We start from the raw sequence: 21,207 nt of genomic DNA, 5'->3' as shown, positions 1-21,207 counted from the left end.
TCCTCGCACAGCGTCTCCCCGATCAAGGGCGCCCACGAAAACGGCTCTGCCGACAGGACGCCGATATCGATCTCATGCGCGAGCAGCATCTCCTGAATGACCGGAGCCGGCCGGATCGTCAGCGTGAGCGAGAGGTGCGGATAACGCTGCGAGAATCCGCTCAAGACGGCGGGCAGCACGTACGTACCTGGTACGTAGCTGGCCCCGACGGCCAGCGAGCCGCTTCCGATCAGAGCTTGAACCGGTCTACAATCTCCCGCAGAACGGCGGCATATTCGGCATTTTGCCGGGAGATGGCAGCGACCTGATCGTTGTTATCCGCGATCGTGCCCGACTGATCGGAGATCGTCTCGATCTGCAGGGCGTTGACGCCGACTGAAGCCGTAATATGCTCAACCGCGTCGACGGTATGGCCGATCGACATGCTGAGCTGCTCGAAGGCTGCGCTGAACTCGGCCAGCAGGGTGCCGAAATAGCGGGCGTCCTCGTTGTACTGCTCCGATATATCGACGAGCGTCACATAATCGGGCTGAACTAAGCTGCTTCATACGGGCGATCGGCCTAGTAATGAGGCGGCTGATGATGAACGAGATGATGAGCGCCGCCGCGACGGCGATGACGATTTTCAGCAGTGCGTCCTTCAGCCTGCCTGCCAGCATCTGATTCAAGCTCGTATTGTCAAACACGATCTCGATCACGCGAGACCGGCTCAGGTCGGTGGACTTGTCGTCGAGCCGATAAGGCGAGAAGCGATGCACAAGTTCCTTGCCCTCCGCCGTTTCTGTGTACCCCCTGATTTGCTGCGATTGAAACGCCTCGGTAAAAGCGGGCTTCAAACGCTCTGCGATTTTCAGCGCCTTGCCGTCTTCTCCCTGTTTGCCGAGAGCGTAACCGTCATGCGAATATATCGTAATGTCTTTCACGATGTTATACTTTTGCAGAATCGTTGCCGACTCGTCCAGGAAGTTGAACGTGTCGAACAAGCTGCTGTCCTGCAAATTGATGCCGACTTCCAGCAAATACTTATGATCGTATGTCGGCAAGTACGCGAATTTTTTGATCGCCCCGGTATTGACGGACACTTCCATGCCGTCGGCCGTGAACTCGCTGCCGTCGATCCGCTTTTTCAGCAGCGCCGTAAAATCGCCCGCATTGCTGAAGTCGAGCCCGACTTCCTTGTCTATGTTCGAATAAGCGACTTTGATGCTGCGGTCGATGACGAATATGTCCATGCTGTTGAAGCTTTGTTTCAAGGCGGCGAAGTTCCATCGGCTTAGGTCGGGATTGCCCCTGTACCTCTTGGCCATTTCCTCCAGCGCATTGCGCATTTGGTTTTCCATATCCTGCTCGAAGACGCTGTATACCAAGTCTACGTTTTTGAGCGAATGGAGGATTTGGTCGTCGATCAACTGGTATTGGAGCGCTTTCTCCGAAACAATATTTTGCTTGAGCTGGTAGTAGTCGAAGGCGGAGATGATGAATACCACGATAACGGTAAATAGCGCGATCGTCACTGTCAGCTTCGTACGCAGCGATAGAAAGGTTCCGAGCACGGGCGTGCACCTCGTATCGCGGCTACGGGCGTTCAAGGCGATTTCCCGGCAAGGCGTTACAACATTGTGAGCAAGGGGAAGAAAATGAAGAAAAAAAGCGCGAAAATCATGAAATATGGCATAATATCCCTAATTTTGCTTGTTGGTCTTGGTTTGCTGTTTCCGACCTGGACGCCGCGCATCGCCGGCGCTAACAGCATAAGCATGATGAAGCAGGTAGATATCGGCGGCACCGGCCATGAAATCATGATTCGGGGAGCGGATCGCCGCAATCCGATTGTTATTTTTGTGCACGGCGGTCCCGGCTGTTCCGAGATCCCCTATGTGAGGAAATATCAGCAGCGGCTCGAGCGGCAATTTACGGTCGTCCACTACGATCAGCGGGGGAGCGGAAAGTCGTATCATTTCGGCGAGGACTATTCGAATTTGTCTTCCGATCTGCTCGTGGACGATTTGCTGGAGCTGACCGATTATGTCGCGAAGGAGCTGGGGCAGCGGAAAGTGCTGCTGATCGGGCACTCCTTCGGCACGTATATCGGATTGAAAGCTGCGGCTAAGGCTCCGGGCCGATACGCCGCGTATATTGGCATCGGACAAGTAGCCGACCAGGCGGCCAGCGAATTGGACAGCCTCGACTATTCGATCGAGCAGGCGAAGCGGGCGGGATCGCTGCAAGAAGCGGAGCGGCTCGAGCTTCTGAGGGACCCGATCCGGTGGGGAGAAGCGTTCACGCCGCGAGACGTGATCCGCAAGTATGGCGGAGCCGCGAGATTGATCGACGATAACATGGATTACTATAACGGCTTTCTGTTCGGCACGGAATACAACTTGCTCGACGTGATCCGTTATGTCAAGGGAGTTAAGCTATCGCAAAGCGTCCTGCTCAAGGAAGAGTCGAAGGCTCCTATGCCGACGGTCGTGAGCCGGATCGATATTCCGCTTTATTTTGTCATGGGGCAGTACGATTATATGACATCCACGCGTGCGGCCAAGCGTTACTTCGATGACTTGCAGGCGCCGGACAAACAGTTTGTCGTATTCGAGCGATCGGCTCACTATCCGCAGTTCGAAGAGAACGAGCGGTTTGCGTTATGGCTGAAGGAAACCTCCAAGACGCTTGCTTTCTAGCCGGCGGTCTTTTTCCTATGAATGGAACGAATAGGCGATGGGACAAAATAGGAGGAAACTTCCGAATGGAAGCCTGTCGGGGGTCATGCCGCAAAAGCTGAAGCATATAAACGGAGGGAGAACGCTATGATCGTCGGAGTTCCCAAGGAATTGAAAAACAACGAAAACCGCGTCGCCGTTACGCCGGCGGGGGTTCTGGCGCTCGTCAAGGCCGGGCACACCGTACGGGTCGAAACGAATGCGGGGGCGGGCAGCGGATTTGCGGATGCGGATTATGTGAGGACCGGGGCGGAAATCGTTAACGACGTGAACTTGTTATGGAAGCAGGCGGATATGATTATGAAGGTGAAGGAGCCGCTTCCGGGAGAGTACGGCCACTTTCGCGAAGGGCTCATTTTGTTCGCCTACCTGCATCTGGCCGCAGAACCGGAGCTGACCCGCGCCTTGAGGCAAGCGGGAGTGCTCGCCATCGCTTATGAAACCGTTATGCAAGGCCGCACGCTTCCGCTGCTGACGCCGATGAGCGAGGTGGCCGGCCGGATGGCGGCCCAGATCGGGGCGTCATTGTTGCAAAAGTCGAACGGCGGAAAAGGCATTCTCCTCTCCGGCGTCCCGGGTGTCGCCCGCGGCAAGGTGACCATTATCGGCGGCGGGGTCGTCGGCACGAACGCGGCCAAAATGGCGATCGGTCTCGGCGCCGATGTGACGATTGTCGACGTGAGCGCCGACCGGCTGCGCGAGCTCGACGATATATTCGGCAATGCGCTTCAGACGCTAATGTCGGGTCCGCTGAATATTGCGGAGGCGGTTGCCGAAGCCGATCTGCTGATCGGGGCGGTTCTCATCCCGGGGGCCAAAGCGCCCAAACTCGTGACGGAGGAGATGGTGAAGACGATGAAGGCCGGTTCTGTAATCGTCGACGTTGCGATCGACCAGGGCGGCATCGTGGAAACGATCGATCGTATCACGACACACGACAGTCCGACATACGTGAAGCACGGCGTCGTCCATTACGCGGTCGCCAACATGCCCGGCGCCGTTCCGCGAACGTCGACGATCGCGCTGACGAATGTGACGATCCCGTATGCGCTGCAAATCGCAAACAAAGGCGTCATGTGGGCGATCGCCGACAACGAGGCGCTGAGGCGAGGGGTCAACACGGCGGGGGGCGAGATCACGTATGAGGCGGTAGCCAGAGATCTCGGGTACGCTTACGTGAAGGTCGAAGACGCTTTAGGAGGCAAGCAGCCTGTCTCGTAAGCGCCATATGGAAGCAGCAGGGAGGAGAGCGATGGAGCCGATCCATCGCTTTTTTAAACCCTAAAGCAACGTTACGCGCAACTGGAATTTTGGCGCAGTCTGATCCATACAGTAGTAGGAGTACGCATGAAAGCGAGGCGTCTCATGTATCGTAAACCGTGGTCTCCTACTCCTCCAATACCTTCGCCTTCCATTCCAACAAGCCCGAACACGATCGAAGTCACCGGCGAAGGCACGATATCGGCAGCTCCCGACAAAGCCATTATCGTCCTTGGCGCAGTAACGGAAAATGTGAGCTTGACAGCGGCACAGAATGAAAATGCACGCACCGTTACCAATATCGTTGAAGCATTATTAAGACTGTCCATACCGAAGGAGCATATTCAAACGACGCAGTACAGCATCGACATCCAGTATAACTATGAAGATGGCAAACAAACGTTTCGCGGATATAAGGTGACCCATATGCTTCAAGTAACGGTCGATAAGATCGATAAGACCGGGCTTGTTGTCGACACCGCGGTCAAGAGCGGCGCTAACACGGTGTCGAGTATTCAATTCACACTAGCGAACCCCGAAATCGCCTATAGCCATGCGTTATCATTAGCTATACAAAATGGGCAGTTCAAGGCAAATACCATAGCCAGTACATTAGGCGTGACGCTTCATCCCATTCCTACCCTTGTTCAAGAAATGTCCCGTACGAAAGAACCGGCGCCGTATCCTGTGGCAGCGATGTATGCTCAGATGGAAGTAACGCCAATCCAGCCGGGTGAGCTGCAAATTAGCGCATTAATAAGAGCTGCGTTTACATTCAGCTGATAAAATGAAAATCGCCTTGATGGAGGGGAGGTTCAGCCTGATCGGTTGAACCTTTTTGGCGTCGGCTTTGGGCCGGCGAAGCTTTCTGTATCATTCGTATTCGGGGTTCAGAGGCAAACGGACCTCGACGGTCGTTCCCGAGCCGACAACGCTTGCGATGCGAACGGTCCCGCGATGCTCCTTCACGATTTTGAAGCAGATCATCAGACCGAGCCCGGTTCCTTTTTCCTTCAGGCTGTAGAACGGCTCTCCCAAATGGGGGAGGCGTTCTTTGGCGATCCCGTGCCCGTGATCGATCACGCGCACGGCTATCGAGCTGGCTTCGTGTTCGAGCCGGATGACGACTTGTCCGCCTTGCGGCATGGCTTCTATGGAATTTTTAACCAGGTTAATAAATGCCTGTTTCAGTTGACTCTCGTCGCATTCCACATGCGGATTGCCGGACCCGGCCTCGACTACGATTTCGACATTGTGCATCTTTGCAAGCGGATACAGGAAAGTGGAGACGTGCCGGATAATCGTTTCCAAATTTCTGTTTTTGAACAGCACGGATTGCGGTTGGGCTACGGTCAGAAACTGGTTGGCCACCCATTCCATCTTCTCGATCTCGGACTGCATGATGTCCACATACCATTTGTCCTTATCGCTGCTCGGCAAGCGAAGCAGGCTGAGGAAGCCTTTGAGCGTTGTTAGCGGATTGCGGATTTCGTGGGCGACACCGGCCGCGAGCTGGCCGACGATGACGAGTTTCTCCGATTTGCGCAGCAATTGCTCGGTTTGCTTCAGCTCGGTAATGTCGCGTCCGATAGCGACAATTCCTTTTCGGCTGCCGTCGGAATGATAGATCGGCACTTTGATCAAATCGCAGACGACCACGGAGCCGTCCGGATTCGGAAGCGTCTCCTGAACGCGAATGAGAGCGCCTTTGTCCCAGGCCATCTGGTCGGACACTTCGCACTGCGCGTACATGTCCCGGAAAAACGGCCGCAGCTCTCCGAGCTCGCGATCGGTTTTTCCTTTGTACTCCGCGTCTTCGAGCTGCAGCAGCGCAAGCGCATAATCGTTCGCCTCGATCCATTGCCCAAAACTGTCCTTGAAGATGACCAGGTCGGGCATGGCGTTAATGAGTGTGCGCAGCCGCTTCTCGCTTTCGATCAGCTCTTCGGAGATTCGTTTCCACTGCGTAATATCCCGCGAAATGAGCACATAGGCGATGACGCTGCCTTTGCTGTCAAACAGGGGGGAAATGAAGTTGCTTACATGGATGAGCGTGCCGTCCTTTCGTTGTCTGAGCGTTTCATAGGGAAGGACATGCCGGGAAGTTATTATTTTGTTGTGGATTTCCTCGATTTCATGATGCAGGTGGGCGGGAACGGTGGGGTTTCTTTTGCTAAGCAGCTCGCGCTCCGTCCAGCCGTATATTCGCTCGAACGACTGGTTCGCCTTGACGATATGGAAGTTCGTATCCAGAACGAGAATCGCATCCTCGGTATTGCGGAAATAAAACTCGAGCTGTTCCTTCGTCGTTTTCAGCTCTTCCTGAATATGAACGTCCTCGGACGGCATGTCCCGTACGGTTTCGTAAATACCGACGATTTTATTGTCCGCTATGATCGGAAAAGCCTTGAGCGGCACTTTGACGCTATGCCCCAACTTGTGCAGGAAGGCGGCTTCGTATTTCATCTGCGTGCCTGCAGCAGCGCCTACAAAAGCTCTTAGCCGGGAGTCCCGGTATTCGGGGAGCACAAGGTTTCGCATTCCGGCGAGTTCGCCCGTCGCGTAGCCGAGCATTCTTTCCGCGGCCGGGTTGGCATCGATCAGATTGCCGCGCAAATCGTACGCGAAAATGGCGTCCGGATGATGCTCAAACAGCGACTTGTAGAGCGGATCGCGCGGCGGCGGTATCGTATCGCGCTCGGCCGAATCGGCCGCGGCGGACGTCAATCCGCATGTCTCGACCAGGCGGATAGCGGGTAAATCGGCAAAGGCGGCAATGTCGGAAGGAAGGACGGTTACGATCGATCCGATCGGGGTTCCGCCGTAATAGTACGGCGTGATCTCCAACTGCCACCGTTTATGCCTATGCTCGATTTCCCAGGTTTGTACGGCGGCGGGCGACGGTCTGACGGACGAAGGCTGCCCCAGCAGCCTTCCCGACTTGACCCAGCCGTTATTATAGAAGAGCCGGGAAGCTTGGACGACGTGCCCTCCGCGATCCAACACGGCGATCGGTACGACCGTTCTTTTGGCGACCTCGGCATAATGAACGGCGAGCCGGGAACGCTCCATCATCCACTTGCGGTACAGCAGCTTTTCGATGCTGCGGCCGGCATCGGTAACGACGTCAAGCGTTCTCGGATCGTTAACGGTCCAGAATCCGGTCAAATCGAGAACGCCGCATATACGGCCCGTAGCCGGATCGCGGATCGGGGCGGCGGAGCAGGTCCAGCTATGAATTTGCTGGCAAAAATGTTCGCTCGCATACACCTGGATCGGCATGCCGGTGATAAGAGCGGTCCCGATCGCATTCGTGCCCGCGCTGCTCTCGCTCCAGTCCGAGCCCGGCGTGAAATGGATATCTTCCGCTTTGAGCATAAGCGGCTTATCGCCGTCGTAATAGATCATTTCGCCGGCCGCGTTGCAGTAGGTGACGAGATAGCCGGTATGGGCGGCAAGCTGCTTCAGTTGTTGCAATATCGGTTCGATCATCCGGAACTGCGGATCGGACGACACGTATTCTTGAATTTGGTCCGCGCCGAGGTTATAGGGAACTTTCACCAGAAACGGATCGATGCCTTGCTCCATGCAGCGCTTCCAGGAATGGTGCATATATTCTCTAACGCGAAGCGGGGTGGAACTTCCGGACATAAACTTTTCCCATTCTCGTTCGATCGAAGTTCTATCGCTTGCCGAACGATTGCCGTAAGTGGAAGTGCCCTTGTTATTCGACATAGCTGCCTCCTGTCCTTGGTTCGTTGATCGTTACGGCGTGGAGCGGAGTTTTGCAACAGATCGCCGAGAGCGAAAAGCTGACATTCTAAGTTAATTATAGGGGCAATGGTTTCCAGCATCAATAAAGGAGGACGAAAAATTGAGGGGCGCGAATTGTGTGGCCCCTCCGGCTTTACAAAGCAGCATTCGCGCCCGCCTCCGGCGAACGCGGCTTTCCTGAAACGGCATCGTACCGGACAGGCCCGGCGCTTGTCCGTCGTTGTCGTCTCATTCGACCTTCGCCCCGTAAGAACGCAGGAAGGCGATCGCCTGACCGGCATCCATTCGGGCGCCCTTCACCTCGAACGCCTTGAAGTCGACACCGTCCAGTACCGCGCCGCGCAGGTCTGCGCCCTGCAGCTTCGCTTTGGCCAGATTGGCCCGGGTCAGGTCGCAACCGCGCAAATTGCACTTCTCCAGATTGGCCTCGTACAGATCCGCTTCCAAAAAGCGGATGTCCCGTAAATCCTGCTTGGCCAGCCTCGCCTGCCGCAGGTTCGTGTACGACCAGTCTCCTCTTGTTAGGGTGATGCCGTCCAGCTTGGCCGCAGAGAAATCCGACCCCATCATTTTGCAGTCGGTAAAGGTCGCGATAAAGAGGTTTGCTTCCGCGAACAGGCAGTTCTCGAAGGCCGACCCGGTGTGGAGGGAGGCGTTAAGCGTCGCGCCGCGAAAATCGCACTGCACGAACCGGCAAAAGCTCGTAAGGACCTCTTCCATAGAAGCATGGGCAAAGCTGCACCGCTCAAATGTGCAGCGCGTAAGCTCGCCTTCTCTCAAATCCCGCCCGCTGAAGCTCACTGCCTCAAAATGCTGGTCGATATGCTGATACATGGTATACCTCCCGAATGTGGTCGCGTCAAGGTTTGACGATCAGGCCGAGCAGCGCGGCGAAAGAGGAAACGTGCTGCGGCGAAACGATGCAGCCGCGCAAATCCTCGATGTCTACGAGCAGGCCGTCGAATTCGCAGTCGCTCAGATCGATCCCTTCCAGCTTTGTGCCCGTCATATTGGCTTTGTCGATCCGGCATGACGTAAAGAACGTATGCTGCAAGACGGAATGGAAAAAATGGGCGCCTAGCAGCGAGCAGTCTCCGAACGCGGCGTGCTTGAACGAAGCGAAGCGGAAGGCGGAGTAGTCGCCGACGCAGCCTTCGAAACGAACGTGCTGGAGACGGCTTCTTGTCCAATCCGTGCCGATCAGCTTGCAATGGCGGAACTCTACGCGATGCAGGAACGAGTCGTTCAAATAAATGTTCGACAGATCGCATTTGTCAAACAGCACATCCGTCAGCTCGATGCCTTCAAGCGTCGATTCGGTCACGGTCACATTCGTAAAAACGGCCTTTTCGAACGAAACCTTACTCGCCTCCTGCTGTTCGATGAAAATATCGCGGACGGAGACGAGACGGTAGTCGTCTTTGGGGCGAAGCGTCTCCATTTCGTGTGACAGGGCTGTCAGGCCGTCTGGTATTTTCGGCGCTTCGATTTTCGGTTTCAGGGCGATCGCCCTCCTTTCGTTTTGCCGTCTTGTATCGGCATTTCCACGAACGTATGTTTGACTGTATCGTACCAAACCGGGAGGCTGAGAGTCCAGTAGCAATTTGCCCCGGACATCTGCCCTAAAAATGGGCTTTTTCATCAGGAACAAGAGCGGAGGGATCCCCATAAATTGGATTATCAATCGAAGCAGGCGTCTACGGTTCCAAGTAGACCCTTCATGCGAATTCGAGAATAAATGGAGGTTTCAACCATGACTGAATTTCAAAATGGACTTGAACAACTGCAGGTTTCCGGCTATCAGGCGGCCCCGATGACTTCCTGGAATCAACAAGGCCAGTATCCGACTGACGTATACGGGACAGGGCAAGTTCCGGTCGATCCTTCCCGGCTTTGTGTCGGGTTCGGCCGTTGCTCCGGTTTCTGTGCAGGTTTCTGCGCCGGCTTTTGCGGAGTGTTTTGCAGCGGCTTTTGCGGCGGTTTCTGCGGAGGTTTTTGCAGCAATTGCGGAGGCTTCTGCCATAACTGCGGAGGCTTCGGCCATCGCTGCCGGTAAAACGCGGCCATCAGCATTCGCCCGGTCTAAACGCCGGTCGTCACCCCCCGTTCGGACTTCCGTCCGACGGGGTTTTTTCCATTCGCCGCTTGCGAGGTGACATGACGGACAAATCCAGCTACATATGATTACGGAGAACGGTTTGCTTTCGGTCGGTGGTAACGGAAGGAGGAGGGATATGGAAATATTGACACCCGATGCGCGTTTGAAAGTAAAGGGAGATACGTTCTTTATGCCGGTTCCGGGCGAAGGCGTCTATTTCCGCAATAATGTGGGCACGTTTCGGATGACGGGGGACACGATCGACCGGTGGATCGAGCGTCTGCTCCCGATGTTTAATGGCGAGAACACGATGAAGCAGCTTACGGACGGCCTGTCTGCCCCATACCGGGAGCAGGTGTACGGCATAGCGCAAACGCTGCTGCAAAACGGCTTCGTACGGGATGTGAGCCGGGATCGGCCCTGCCGGCTGCCGCCTGACGTGCTGGAGCGTCACGGCTCGCAGATTGCTTTTCTGGACAGCTTCGCCGATTCCGGCGCCTACCGCTTCCAGTGTTATCGCGAAAGCAGTGTGCTCGCGGCGGGCTCGGGTCCTTTCCTGCTAGCACTCGTTTCCGCTCTGCTGGAATCCGGGCTCCCGAAGCTCCATGTAGCGATCACGGACCCCGCCGGCACGAACCGGAAGCGGCTTGCGGAGCTGGAACGTCACGCGCGGGTAAGTGATCCCGAGGTGGAAGTTAAGGAGACGGTTTTGCCGGAGAGAACGGAGGAAGCCTGGAGAGAGAGGGTTCGTCCTTTCTCGTCCGTCCTGTATGTTTCTGCGGACGGCGATGCCGATGAGCTGCGTCTTATACAATCGGCCTGCATCGCGGAGGGGAAGCTGTTCATTCCGGCTACGGTCGTACGGCATACGGGTTTGGCGGGTCCGCTCGTACAGCCGGGCAGCGGCCTAATCTGGGAAACGGCGTACCGCCGTCTGCATCTCACGGCGCTAGAGAAAGATCCGCTGCAGCACGCCTTCTCTCCTGCAGCGGGAGCGATACTGGCCAATGTCGCCGCGTTCGAGCATTTCAAGACGGTGACCGGAGCCGTTCGCCCGGAACTGAGCGACGCCGTCTATACGCTCGATCTGGAAACGTTCGAAGGGAGCTGGCACAAGCTGCTTCCGCATCCGCTCGTTCAAGCGGACGGCCGCGGGCGGGAGGAGACTGCGTGGCTCGAGGATTGGGAGGCAAGGCTGGATGAGGGTACCGTGGGGCATGATGTGGGGGCGTTGTTCGCTTACCTAAACCGGATTACGTCGAAGAGTACGGGCATTCTCCATCTGTGGGAGGAAGGGGAATTATTGCAGCTTCCGCTTTCCCAGTGCCGCGCGATCGCGGCGGATCCGCTGAGTCCCGGGCCTGCCGAGCTGCTGCCGGAGCTTGTGGCGAGCGGCTTCACCCACGAGGAGGCGCGGAGGGAGGCGGGGCTTGGCGGCCTTGAAGCGTATGTGTCGCGACAAACGGCCGGACTTGCGGGCTTCCGCGAGGGCGGCGCCGGGATCGGCGCCGGAGGGAGCACGGCAGAAGCCGTCGCCCGCGGCTTGCAGGCGTGTCTGTCGGAGCGGCTGAGGCGGCGGCATGCGGCCGGAGCGCCGGTCCTCGCGCCGGTGCAGCTCGGCGAGCCTGAGGACGACCGGTGCAAGTTTTATTTGCAGGCGCTCACTAGACTGCGGGGGACGCCTGTGATAGGCGCGGGCGAGGAGCTGGCCGGTTTCCCGGTCGTATGGGTCGGAACCGGGGGCCGCTGGTACGGCAGCGCCGGGCTGAACGGGACGCTGGCGCTCAGAGGAGCGCTGCAAGGGGCGCTGCTGCGAGTGCAAAACGAGTCGCGGTATGAGTCGCCGCATACGGTGGAGGCGGGGGCAGCGCTGGTGGGCCGGAGGGAGCCGCTGCGTCTGGAGGCTCCCGCCTGCGAGCCTGTCGCCCGGCCGGATACCTTGCGGGCCGCACTGAACGTGCTTGCTGCCCGCGGCCTGCGGCTTGAAGCCGCCGATATGGCGGCGGAGCCGGCCCTGAAGGAATGGCCGGGAGCGATAGTCGGCGTCAGGCTGCGGGAGGAGGGAGCGAAGTGAACAGCATCGATAATGGCAAACAAAGCGGCGTCGTGGCGATTTTCGGAGAAGGGATGTTAGCGGATGCCGTCCATGGAGAGCTGGCGGAGACGGTCGAAATCGTCCGTCTGCCCGATATTGGCCAAGACATACCGCTATCTGTCGCTTTGGCGCTCGTGCTGCACGATTCGTGGCAGCCTCGCGACCACGGCCGGGCGGAAGCTTACTTACGGCAGGCAGGCGTTCCGTGGCTGCGCGGCTTTATCGCGTTCGGCGAAGGCATCGCCGGCCCGCTAGTCTCCCCCGGACAGCCGGGCTGCTCCCAATGTGCGGATACCCGCATGCTGATGGCGGGCCGCGACCGGCGGGAAACTTGGCAGCTGCGGCAGCATCTGGCCGAGGGCGAGACCAGGCCGCGCGATGTGTGGGCGTCTCCCGCCGGCTTGCGGCATATGGCGCAGCTGCTTGCCGTGGAGACGCGAAAAGAGCTGCGCGGCGTCCGGTCCCGGCTCCGCGAAAGCATGTATATTTTTGAGCTAAAGACACTGGCCTGCACGAGCCACTTTTTCCTGCCGGACCCGTCGTGTCCCGTCTGCGGCTCGCTGCCGGACGATTCGCCGGAGCTTGCGGCGCTTGCGCCGAAGCCCAGCCCGAAAGTCGGCGGCGGTTACCGCAGCCGCTCTTTGAGTGAGCTGAAGGGTGTTTTGCCGGAGCTGTACGTGGATTACCGGGCCGGTTTTCTGAACGGCAAAATGCTGGATCTCGCCTCTCCCTTCGCCGATGCGAGCGTTAATCTCCCGCTTCTCGGGTATGACGAGATGACGGCGGGCCGCACACATCGCTATGCGGACAGCGAACTTACCGCGATCATGGAAGGCTTGGAGCGGTACTGCGGCATGGCGCCGCGCGGCAGGCGGCCCGTTGTCCGCGCCAGCTACCGCGAGGCGGCCCGGGAAGCGCTGGACCCGGCGTCGGTAGGGCTGTATGCGAAGGAGCAGTACGAGCGGCCCGGCTTTCCGTTCTCCCCCTTCCACCCTGACGAACCGCTGGACTGGGTGTGGGGCTACTCGTTTGGGCGCCAGCGCCCGATTCTGGTGCCGCAGCAGCTCGCCTACTACAGCTCGGGCTGCGGCGGCAAAGGCTTCGTTTACGAAACCTCCAACGGCTGTGCGCTCGGCGGCAGTCTGGAAGAAGCGATATGGTACGGCATGCTGGAAGTGATCGAGAGGGATTCGTTTCTGCTCGCTTGGTATGCCAGGCTTCCGCTCCCGCGCCTCGACCCACGCTCGGCAGACGACGCGGAGCTCGATCTGATGCTGGACCGTTTGCACGCCGTCGCCGGGTTCGAGCTGCATCTGTACGACGCGACGATGGAGAACGGGGTTCCCGCCGTTTGGGCCATTGCCAAAAATACGAAGGCAAAGGGCATTCATCTCGTCTGCGCGGCCGGGGCGCATCCCGACCCGGTACGGGCGACGAAGGGGGTGCTGCACGAAATATCCGGAATGACGCTGACGCTTGACGGCAAGATTGAAGCGAACCGCACGGAGTACGAGCGGATGCTGGAGGATCCGTGGAGAGTTACGGGGATGGAGCACCATTCCATGCTGTACGGCCTGCCGCAGGCGGAAGACAGGCTCGCGTTTCTGCTCGGGCAGAACGCTCCCTTGCACACCTTTGCCGAGCAGTTTGGGCGGCCTTCGGCCCATGCGGATTTGACCGACGATCTGTTGGAGCTGCTTGGCCGGTTCGACCGTCTCGGGCTCGATGTCATCGTCGTCGACCAGACGACCCCGGAGCTGGAGCGAAGCGGACTGCACTGCGTCAAGGTGCTCATTCCGGGGATGCTGCCGATGACGTTCGGCCATCATCTCGTCCGTCTGGAAGGGCTGGACCGGGTGCTGAACGTGCCGATGGCGCTTGGGTTTACGAAGCGGCCCTTGCGCCGGGAGCAGCTCAATCCGCATCCGCACCCGTTTCCGTAGCCCGGACGAGGAGGAAGATCGATGAGTCTGGACGATTTTGTGCGTGAGCTGCATGGCGACCCTCGCAAGTCGCCGCAGCCGGAAGCGCCGGTCGACTGGGACGACGCTCCGCTGAAATATAAGCTGTACCGGGGCTTGCCCGCGATCCCGCTTTGTCCGGAGGTGCCGCTCGCGCTGCCGGGCCGGAGCGCCGCTCCGGAGCCCGGACTGAAGGCGCTGGGGCATATGCTGTGGTATACGTACGGCCTCACGATGTGGAGTCAGACGTATAGGGCCGATCCGATCCGGCAGTCGGCAGAACTCATGCAGACGCCCCGCCGCTATGTTCCCTCGGGAGGCGGGCTGTACCCGAACGAAATCTATGTGTATGTGCGAACGGCAGATGCGCCTGCGGGCGTGTATCATTACGACGCGGCGCACCATCGGCTGCTCCTGATTCGTGCAGGCGAGTTCGATGAATATGTGTCCGGCGTTCTCGGCGGCCGCTGCCGCATACCGGACTGCTTCGCCGTTTTGTTCGTATCGGCCGTATTTTGGCGCAATTTCTTCAAATACGGCGATTTTTCCTATCGGCTGCAAGGTCTCGATACCGGCGCTCTGATCGGGCAAACGCTCGAGTCGGCTGCGCGGTTCGGATTTTCGGCCGGCGTGTATTATCAGTATCTGGACCGGGCTGTCAACCATTTGCTCGGGCTGTCCGAACGCGAGGAGAGCGTGTATGCGATCATTCCGCTTTCTGTGAAGTCCCCGGATACGTGGTTTGCCGCCGGGGGGGACAGGACAGCAGACGGGGGTGAAGGCTCCCGCGAGCTGTGCCGGGAACTGGAGACAGTTCGCCACCGTTTTTACGAGCGTTCGAAACGGATCAAGCCGTATCCGCTGCTGCTCCGCATGAACGAGGCGTCCATGCAGGAGTCCGCAGAATCGTTCCGCGAGTCCGCTCCGACGCTCCATGCCGACAGCGGGCTGCGGGCGTCCTACTTGCCCTGTGCGGAAGCGGCGGAACAAGATTTTGCGGCGATATGCCGAGCCAGATATTCGCCGGAGACCGAGTTTTCGCTTCGCCCGGTTACTGGCGAGCAGGTATCCGCCCTACTGCGCGGAGCCGCCTTCTCTTGCCGGTATCGCAGCGATCTGGGCGGCGCCTCCGAGCACCCGCTGTCGCGCGTTTCGCTGCATGTGTGCCTATACTCGGTGGAAGGCATACCGGACGGGGCCTATCGGTACGAACCGGTCTCGCATGCGCTAAGAAGCCTGCTACCGGGGGATCACCGGAGCAGGCTGCAATACGGCATGTTTTTACACAACATAAACTTGTTTCAGGTCCCGCTTTGTTTCCATGTAACGGGCCGAGCCGATTTTGGCAAGCCGGAGTGGGGCTATAGAGGATACCGCATCCAGCAGATGGAGGCGGGGGTTGTCGTCCAGCGTCTGCTGCTGGCCGCGTCCGCTGTCGGAATGGCGGGGCGGCCGCTGCTCGGCTTCGATGCCGGCGTCTGCGATGTTATGTATGCGATCCGGCCGCAAGGCGGAACGAGTCTGATCCAAATTCCGGTCGGGTCATGCCACCCGGTGACCCGGCTGCAGGGAGCGCTTCACGGCTGACGGTCGGCGCTAGCGGCGGAACAAAGCAAACAAGCCGGCGCCAGGCGCCGACTCGTTTGCTCCTCGCTTTACCGCAAAGAGATTAGAATACAAACGCCCGCGACACGATTACGAGAAGGATGAACAGAACGAGAATGACTCCCGTGCTGGTAAAACCTCCACAGCTGAAACCGCCGATACCGGACATGTTGGTCACCCCTTTGCCCTTCAAGATAACTTACAAACACATTGTATGAACGTGAATCCGTATAGGATTGGACCAATGACTCCTATCGCTTGCATAAATCGCCCATATTCGCCGCCCGGGCTTCATAACGCTGGAGGTGCTGTCGTGAAAAAAACAATCGCGGTTGTCGGCACAGGAAGGCTCGCCGACAGGGTGCGCAAGGAGCTAAGCGGCTCGGACGAATGCGCGGTTGCGAGCTTGCCGGATATAACCGAAGGCGTACCGGAGGCAGCCCAGCTCGTCATTATCGCGTTCGACGAGGAGCCCCCTTACGAATACGGGGAGACAGAGGAACGACTGTGGGGCGGCGTCGTCCCCTGGCTGCGCTGCTTCGCCGGGCCGGATGAAAGCATCGCGGGTCCGCTCGTGCACCCCGGCGCCCCGGGCTGCTCGGTATGCTCCGACCTTCGCCGCCGGCTGGCGGGTAATCCTCCCGGGGAAAAGCAGGAGCTGCTTGACGCCGGCTGGACGGCGGCTGCCGAAGAGGCGAGCCGCGAGCGTAGCTTGTGCGATTACGGAATCGGGCATACGGCGAAGCTGATCGCAGCGGAGGCAAGGAGGGTGCTGCAAGGCCGCGAAAGCCGGCTGCAGGGCCGTGTATGTTTCATCCGGCTGAGTACGCTGGAAAGCACGCTCCATATTTACGAGCCCGACCCGCTATGTCCGGTGTGCGGCCGGTTGCCGGACGATTCGCCGGAGACAGCTCGTTTGACGATCCAGCCGAGAGCGAAGGCTGAGGCGGGCAGCTACCGGTACCGACGCTCGGCTGAGGTGAAGGCGGCCTTGACGCGCGGCGGTTTTACGAGTGCGCGGACGGGGATGATGAACCGGATCTGGCACGACCCAGCCGCATCGTTCGCCGCAGCCTCGGCGAGCCTGCTCTCCTTCGCGTCCGGGAGCGAGGTGACGGCCGGCCGCAGCCATTCGTACGCGCATAGCGATCTGACCGCCATGCTGGAAGGACTGGAGCGTTACTGCGGGCAGGAGCCGCGGGGCAAAAAGACGGTCTGCAGCGGCAGCTACCGCAGCTTGGCGGAGCACGCGCTCGACCCGGTGCAGGCAGGACTGTATGACAGGAAGCAATATGAGCTGCCCGACTTTCCGTTCGAGCCGTTCGACCCGGACGCCGAGCTTGATTGGGTATGGGGCTATTCGTTTATGCGGCAGCGTCCGATTCTGGTACCGCTGTACTTGGCGTATTACAGCGGGTACTTGGGTGGCGGCTTCGCCATGGAGGGGTCGAACGGTTGCGCGCTCGGCGGAAGCCTGGAGGAGGCGATCCTGCACGGCCTATTCGAGGTTGCCGAACGCGACGCGTTCCTGATCGCGTGGTATGCACGCTTACCGCTCCCGCGTCTGGACCCGGACTCCGCTGGCGACCCGGAGTTGTCGCTTATGCTGGACCGGCTGCGGGCGACGGACGGCTGCGAGGTGCAGCTGTTTAACATGACGATGGAAAACGGCATACCGGCCATCTGGGCGCTAGCGAGGAGCCTCAGACCCGGGACGTTGAATCTGCTTTGTGCGGCCGGAGCCCATCTGGACCCGCTGCGGGCGGCGAAAAGCGCCGTTCACGAGCTTGCGGGCATGCTTCCCTTCGTCCGCCGAATGTTCGAAGAGAACCGTGAGGAGACGGAGCGCCTGTATGAGGAGCCGGAACGGGTTGAGCGGATGGAGGATCACGTGCTGCTGTACGGGCTGCCCCAAGCGGAGAAGCGGCTGCGGTTTCTGCTGCGGCCGGGACGTCCGGCGCGCACGTTCGGCGACGCATTCGGCGGCACGATTGCCTCTTCCAGCGCCGATCTGACCGACGACCTGCGCGACGTATTGGAACGGTTTCACCGGCTGAAGCTCGACGTCATTGTCATCGACCAGACTTCGCCCGAGCTGGCGCGCTGCGGGCTGCACTGCGTCAAGGTGCTCGTGCCGGGCATGCTGCCGATGACGTTCGGTCACCGCATGACCCGGCTGGCCGGACTGGGGCGTGTGTATCACGTTCCGGTCCGGCTCGGGTACAGGAAACGGCCGCTTCGCAGGTCGGAGCTGAATCCGTTTCCGCATCCTTTTGCGTGACAGTTTCTCCCTTGCCCCTTTGCCGCGTATATGCAAAAATCGAGAGGAAACAACCCGCAGGTTGCGGCCGAAAACGCGCGGCGGCAGCGGGGCGCACGGCTGAAATGGACAAGGGAGCTGATGAGCATGCCGGTGTATAACAAGCTAGTTCGCGATCATGTTCCATCTGCGATCGCGGCGAACGGCAAGTCGTTTCGCACTCGCCGCCTGAGCGAAGCGGAGTACGCGCAAGCGCTGAAGACGAAGCTTCGAGAAGAAGCGGACGAATATGCCCGGGCGCGGGACGATTTGGAAGCGCTGGAGGAGCTGGCGGACATGCTGGAGGTGATCCGTGCTTTGAGCGCCGTGCACGGAGCGGGCTGGGAGCGGCTGGAGTCGATCCGGTTCCGGAAGGCCGAAGCCCGGGGCGGCTTCGAGGAACGACTTTTTTTGCTGGACGTAGATGATTCCAAGTAGATCGGTATCGGCGGCTGGAACGAAACAAATGCCGGAGTAGGAGGAGGTTTCGCCGATGGAACTGAAATCGGATGTGGAGGGGCGTGTCCGGGTATCCCCGGCATCGCTGCTCGCTTTTCTCGATGGGCTGGAGCAACTGGAGCTGGAAGTGAACAGCTTGATCCTGCTTCAGAACGGACAAACCGTCATGGAGTTTTGGCGGACGCCGTATCGGCAGGATTGCCCGCAGCAGCTCTACTCGCTAAGCAAAAGCTTTACGTCGATCGCCGTAGGCATCGCCTGGGATCGCGGGCTGCTCCGGTTGGATGATCCGGTCGTTTCCTTTTTCCCGGACAAGCTGCCAAACACGGTGTCGCCGAATCTGACCCGGATGACCGTTCACCATCTGCTGAGCATGAATGCAGGCCATCGGGATAACATATATGCCCAAGTGGTGAAAGAGCGGGACTGGGTTCGGGCGTTTCTCGCTCAGGAGGTGGATGCCAGGCCGGGCAGCTTTTACCGGTACAGCACGCCTGCCACGTACATGCTTTCGGCGATTGTCCAGCGGGTGACCGGGCAAACGATGGCGGATTTTCTCGTCCCGGTCCTATGGAAGCCGCTAGGCATTCCGCAGCCTTCGTGGGAAACATGCCCGATGGGGGTTACGGCAGGTGGTATGGGGCTAAGCCTCACGACCGGCAGCATCGCCAAGTTCGGCCTTATGATGCTCGGGAATGGGATGTATGAAGGAAAACGCATCGTTTCCGAAGCCTATATCGAGGCCGCTACGGCAGAACAGAGCGATAACCGTGCCGGGGAGCATCGGGCCGATTCCGCCCAGGGCTACGGCTATCAATGGTTCCGCTGCCGCGAAGGCTGCTACCGGGGCGGAGGCTCGTTCGGCCAGCTGCTGTTCGTGGCGCCGGAGCATCGTATCGTCCTTGCGGCTACCGCGAGCTTCCCCAAGATGGACCGGCTGCAGACGCTGCTTGACCTCGTCTATGAGCATCTGCTAAGCCCGACGGGTGGTGGCGAAACGGCCTCCGATAGTTTGGAGGCTGCTGGGGAACTGCGGGGGCGTTTGGCCGGTCTGAGCTGTCCCGTTCCTGCCGTTCGGCCTGTTCCGGCAAGCCTCCCTTTTACGGACCGGGCGATGTACCGGATGGATGCGAACCCGCAAGGGCTTCAAACGGTGGCCTTCCACATGAAAGGAGGGAGGCTGGAGCTGCGGCTTGCGTATGGGGACGAGCGGGACGGGAGCTTGCAGCTCGACTTTGCGGAGCCGGTTCGTGGCCGGCAGGTGTTCTACAAAGATTTGCTTCTGCATGAGCAGGAGGTTGTCACCTACGCTTCGTGGCTGGACGACAGTACGCTTCAGCTCGTGATCTATTATATCGAGACCCCTTATCGGGTCACGTACGCGATACATTTCTGCGAAGCGGCGATCGATTTGCGCTTCCGAATCAACGTGTCGCTTGGCATACCGGAGTATGACGCCGCCGGTTATCCTGGGCGTGCGGGAGAGAAGCACGATGTGGAGTAACGCTACCGGTTCGGGGTGCGGGGGACTTCCGCTGCTAGTGGCGGCGAAGGTCTGTCTGTGTGCCTTGGGGGGAGTATGGTACAATGATCGTATGTTGCAATGGGTAGTGAGCCGGTGTATTTTTGCCGTAAAATAGCCGTAAGGAGATGATTAAGTACGTGAACGATTTGAACCAGTTGAAGGATGAGATTATAGCCCGTTTTACCGCTTATGTGCAGGTGGACACCCAATCGGATGACGGAAGCGAGACATGTCCTTCCACGCCCGGGCAATTGACGCTGGGCCGCATGCTCGTTCAGGAGCTGCGGGAGATCGGCATGGAGGAAGTGACAATGGACGAGAACGGCTACGTGATGGCTACGCTGCCGGCCAATACGGACAAGCCAGTGGATACGATCGGCTTTCTCGCCCATCTCGATACGGCGACCGACTTTACCGGCGCGGGCGTCAAGCCGAAGGTCGTTGAGCGGTACGACGGAGGCGATATCGTGCTGAACGAGGGGTTGCGCATCGTGCTGTCTCCGCGCGATTTTCCCGAGCTGGCCGGTTACGCCGGTCATACGCTCATTACGACGGACGGGACGACGCTGCTCGGCGCCGACGACAAAGCCGGGATGACGGAAATCATGACCGCTATGGCGTACTTGATCCGGCATCCGGAGATCAAGCGCGGGAAAGTGCGTGTCGCTTTTACGCCGGATGAAGAGATCGGCAGGGGGCCACACCGGTTTGACGTGGCCGCCTTTGGCGCGAAGATCGCCTATACGATGGACGGAGGGCCGCTCGGCGAGCTGCAGTACGAGAGCTTCAACGCCGCCGCCGCACGGATTACGTGCAAAGGGAAAGTCGTTCATCCGGGTACGGCGAAAGGCAAAATGGTAAACGCGGCGAAAATCGCGATGGAGCTGCACGGCCGTCTGCCTGCCGAAGAGGCGCCGGAATATACGGAAGGGTACGAAGGGTTTTATCACCTGATCTCGATCCACGGCGACGTGGAGGAAACGAAGCTGCACTACATCATCCGCGATTTCGACCGCGCGCGGTTCGAGGGGCGCAAGGCGGAGCTTGAGCGCATTGTGACGGAGCTGCGGGCGAAGTACGGCGAGGAGCGCATCCTGCTTGACATGAAGGATCAATATTACAACATGCGCGAGAAAATCGAGCCGGTCATGGAAATCGTCGATATCGCCCGGGAGGCGATGACGGGTCTCGGCATCGAGCCGGTCGTGCAGCCGATTCGCGGCGGAACCGACGGTTCCCAGCTGTCTTATATGGGAATGCCGACGCCGAACCTGTTTACGGGCGGCGAAAACTACCACGGCCGTTACGAATACGTGTCGGTTGACACGATGGTGAAGGCGACTAACGTCATTGTCGAGATCGTGAAGCGGTTTGAGCGTTTAGCGAAAGCTTAGGTTGTTGCGCTAGCGCG

General features: G+C 59.1%; 17 protein-coding genes and 1 pseudogene. 11 read left to right on the top strand and 7 right to left on the bottom strand.

Annotated features, from left to right (window positions below; all coding sequences use genetic code 11):
- Positions 1-8: 8 nt before the first annotated feature.
- The 3 genes and pseudogenes from D7M11_RS38060 to D7M11_RS15735 all read right to left on the bottom strand — a co-directional run.
- Positions 9-179, bottom strand: a pseudogene (locus tag D7M11_RS38060) (LysR substrate-binding domain-containing protein); the annotation flags it as partial.
- Positions 180-229: 50 nt separating this feature from the next.
- Positions 230-424, bottom strand: a complete 195-nt coding sequence (locus D7M11_RS15740) for a hypothetical protein (protein ID WP_120748190.1) — start codon at positions 422-424, stop codon at positions 230-232.
- The gene (locus tag D7M11_RS15735; protein WP_120748189.1) at positions 393-1,553 is read right to left on the bottom strand and encodes a hypothetical protein; all 1,161 of its coding nucleotides are present in this window, start codon (positions 1,551-1,553) and stop codon (positions 393-395) included. Before D7M11_RS15735 ends, D7M11_RS15740 begins: the two co-directional genes overlap by 32 nt.
- Positions 1,554-1,637: 84 nt before the next feature.
- Between D7M11_RS15735 and D7M11_RS15730 the strand changes: the two genes are divergently transcribed.
- The 3 genes from D7M11_RS15730 (at position 1,638) to D7M11_RS15720 (ending at position 4,763) form a co-directional block, all read left to right on the top strand.
- Complete coding sequence (locus tag D7M11_RS15730) at positions 1,638-2,681, top strand: alpha/beta fold hydrolase (protein WP_120748188.1); 1,044 nt, start codon at positions 1,638-1,640, stop codon at positions 2,679-2,681.
- 126 nt (positions 2,682-2,807) lie between these two features.
- Entirely contained in the window at positions 2,808-3,941 is a 1,134-nt protein-coding gene (gene ald / locus D7M11_RS15725) for an alanine dehydrogenase (RefSeq protein ID WP_120748187.1), read from the top strand.
- Positions 3,942-4,085: 144 nt separating this feature from the next.
- Positions 4,086-4,763 (top strand): SIMPL domain-containing protein, encoded by a 678-nt coding sequence (locus D7M11_RS15720; RefSeq protein WP_120748243.1) that lies wholly within the window; start codon positions 4,086-4,088, stop codon positions 4,761-4,763.
- Between the two features lie 90 nt (positions 4,764-4,853).
- Here the strand turns inward: D7M11_RS15720 and D7M11_RS15715 are convergent, their stop codons facing one another.
- The 3 genes from D7M11_RS15715 to D7M11_RS15705 all read right to left on the bottom strand — a co-directional run bounded on the left by D7M11_RS15715 (position 4,854) and on the right by D7M11_RS15705 (position 9,195).
- The gene (locus D7M11_RS15715; RefSeq protein ID WP_120748186.1) at positions 4,854-7,715 is read right to left on the bottom strand and encodes a PAS domain S-box protein; all 2,862 of its coding nucleotides are present in this window, start codon (positions 7,713-7,715) and stop codon (positions 4,854-4,856) included.
- A 267-nt stretch (positions 7,716-7,982) separates the two neighbouring features.
- Positions 7,983-8,588 carry a pentapeptide repeat-containing protein gene (locus D7M11_RS15710; RefSeq protein WP_120748185.1) on the bottom strand — a complete coding sequence of 202 codons (606 nt, stop codon included), beginning with the start codon at positions 8,586-8,588 and terminating at the stop codon, positions 7,983-7,985.
- A gap of 25 nt (positions 8,589-8,613) precedes the next feature.
- Complete coding sequence (locus D7M11_RS15705; protein WP_338042494.1) at positions 8,614-9,195, bottom strand: pentapeptide repeat-containing protein; 582 nt, start codon at positions 9,193-9,195, stop codon at positions 8,614-8,616.
- Between the two features lie 297 nt (positions 9,196-9,492).
- Here D7M11_RS15705 and D7M11_RS15700 point away from each other — a divergent pair, with 297 nt between their 5' ends.
- The 4 genes from D7M11_RS15700 (at position 9,493) to D7M11_RS15685 (ending at position 15,495) form a co-directional block, all read left to right on the top strand.
- Positions 9,493-9,810 carry a heterocycloanthracin/sonorensin family bacteriocin gene (locus D7M11_RS15700; protein ID WP_338042493.1) on the top strand — a complete coding sequence of 106 codons (318 nt, stop codon included), beginning with the start codon at positions 9,493-9,495 and terminating at the stop codon, positions 9,808-9,810.
- A 178-nt stretch (positions 9,811-9,988) separates the two neighbouring features.
- Positions 9,989-11,926 (top strand): putative thiazole-containing bacteriocin maturation protein, encoded by a 1,938-nt coding sequence (locus D7M11_RS15695; RefSeq protein ID WP_120748183.1) that lies wholly within the window; start codon positions 9,989-9,991, stop codon positions 11,924-11,926.
- Positions 11,927-11,979: 53 nt separating this feature from the next.
- Complete coding sequence (locus tag D7M11_RS15690; protein WP_240041135.1) at positions 11,980-13,890, top strand: TOMM precursor leader peptide-binding protein; 1,911 nt, start codon at positions 11,980-11,982, stop codon at positions 13,888-13,890.
- 21 nt (positions 13,891-13,911) lie between these two features.
- Complete coding sequence (locus tag D7M11_RS15685) at positions 13,912-15,495, top strand: SagB family peptide dehydrogenase (RefSeq protein ID WP_120748181.1); 1,584 nt, start codon at positions 13,912-13,914, stop codon at positions 15,493-15,495.
- A gap of 82 nt (positions 15,496-15,577) precedes the next feature.
- Here D7M11_RS15685 and D7M11_RS36900 read toward each other — a convergent pair whose 3' ends face one another.
- Entirely contained in the window at positions 15,578-15,682 is a 105-nt protein-coding gene (locus tag D7M11_RS36900) for a sporulation protein YjcZ (RefSeq protein ID WP_193556206.1), read from the bottom strand.
- A gap of 144 nt (positions 15,683-15,826) precedes the next feature.
- Here D7M11_RS36900 and D7M11_RS15680 point away from each other — a divergent pair, with 144 nt between their 5' ends.
- From D7M11_RS15680 to pepT, 4 genes are all read left to right on the top strand, one after another.
- Positions 15,827-17,794, top strand: a complete 1,968-nt coding sequence (locus D7M11_RS15680) for a TOMM precursor leader peptide-binding protein (protein WP_120748180.1) — start codon at positions 15,827-15,829, stop codon at positions 17,792-17,794.
- 126 nt (positions 17,795-17,920) lie between these two features.
- The gene (locus D7M11_RS15675; protein ID WP_120748241.1) at positions 17,921-18,250 is read left to right on the top strand and encodes a nucleoside triphosphate pyrophosphohydrolase; all 330 of its coding nucleotides are present in this window, start codon (positions 17,921-17,923) and stop codon (positions 18,248-18,250) included.
- A 55-nt stretch (positions 18,251-18,305) separates the two neighbouring features.
- Positions 18,306-19,775 carry a serine hydrolase domain-containing protein gene (locus D7M11_RS15670; protein ID WP_120748179.1) on the top strand — a complete coding sequence of 490 codons (1,470 nt, stop codon included), beginning with the start codon at positions 18,306-18,308 and terminating at the stop codon, positions 19,773-19,775.
- A gap of 176 nt (positions 19,776-19,951) precedes the next feature.
- On the top strand, positions 19,952-21,190 hold the full coding sequence (pepT, locus tag D7M11_RS15665; RefSeq protein ID WP_120748240.1) for a peptidase T: 1,239 nt from the start codon (positions 19,952-19,954) through the stop codon (positions 21,188-21,190).
- Positions 21,191-21,207 lie beyond the last annotated feature (17 nt).

This window comes from Paenibacillus ginsengarvi, from assembly GCF_003626695.1.
Classification (GTDB): Bacteria; Bacillota; Bacilli; order Paenibacillales; family NBRC-103111; genus Paenibacillus_AB; species Paenibacillus_AB ginsengarvi.
Note: the sequence above shows the minus strand (reverse complement) of the source record. Positions and strands in the feature narration are given on the sequence as shown.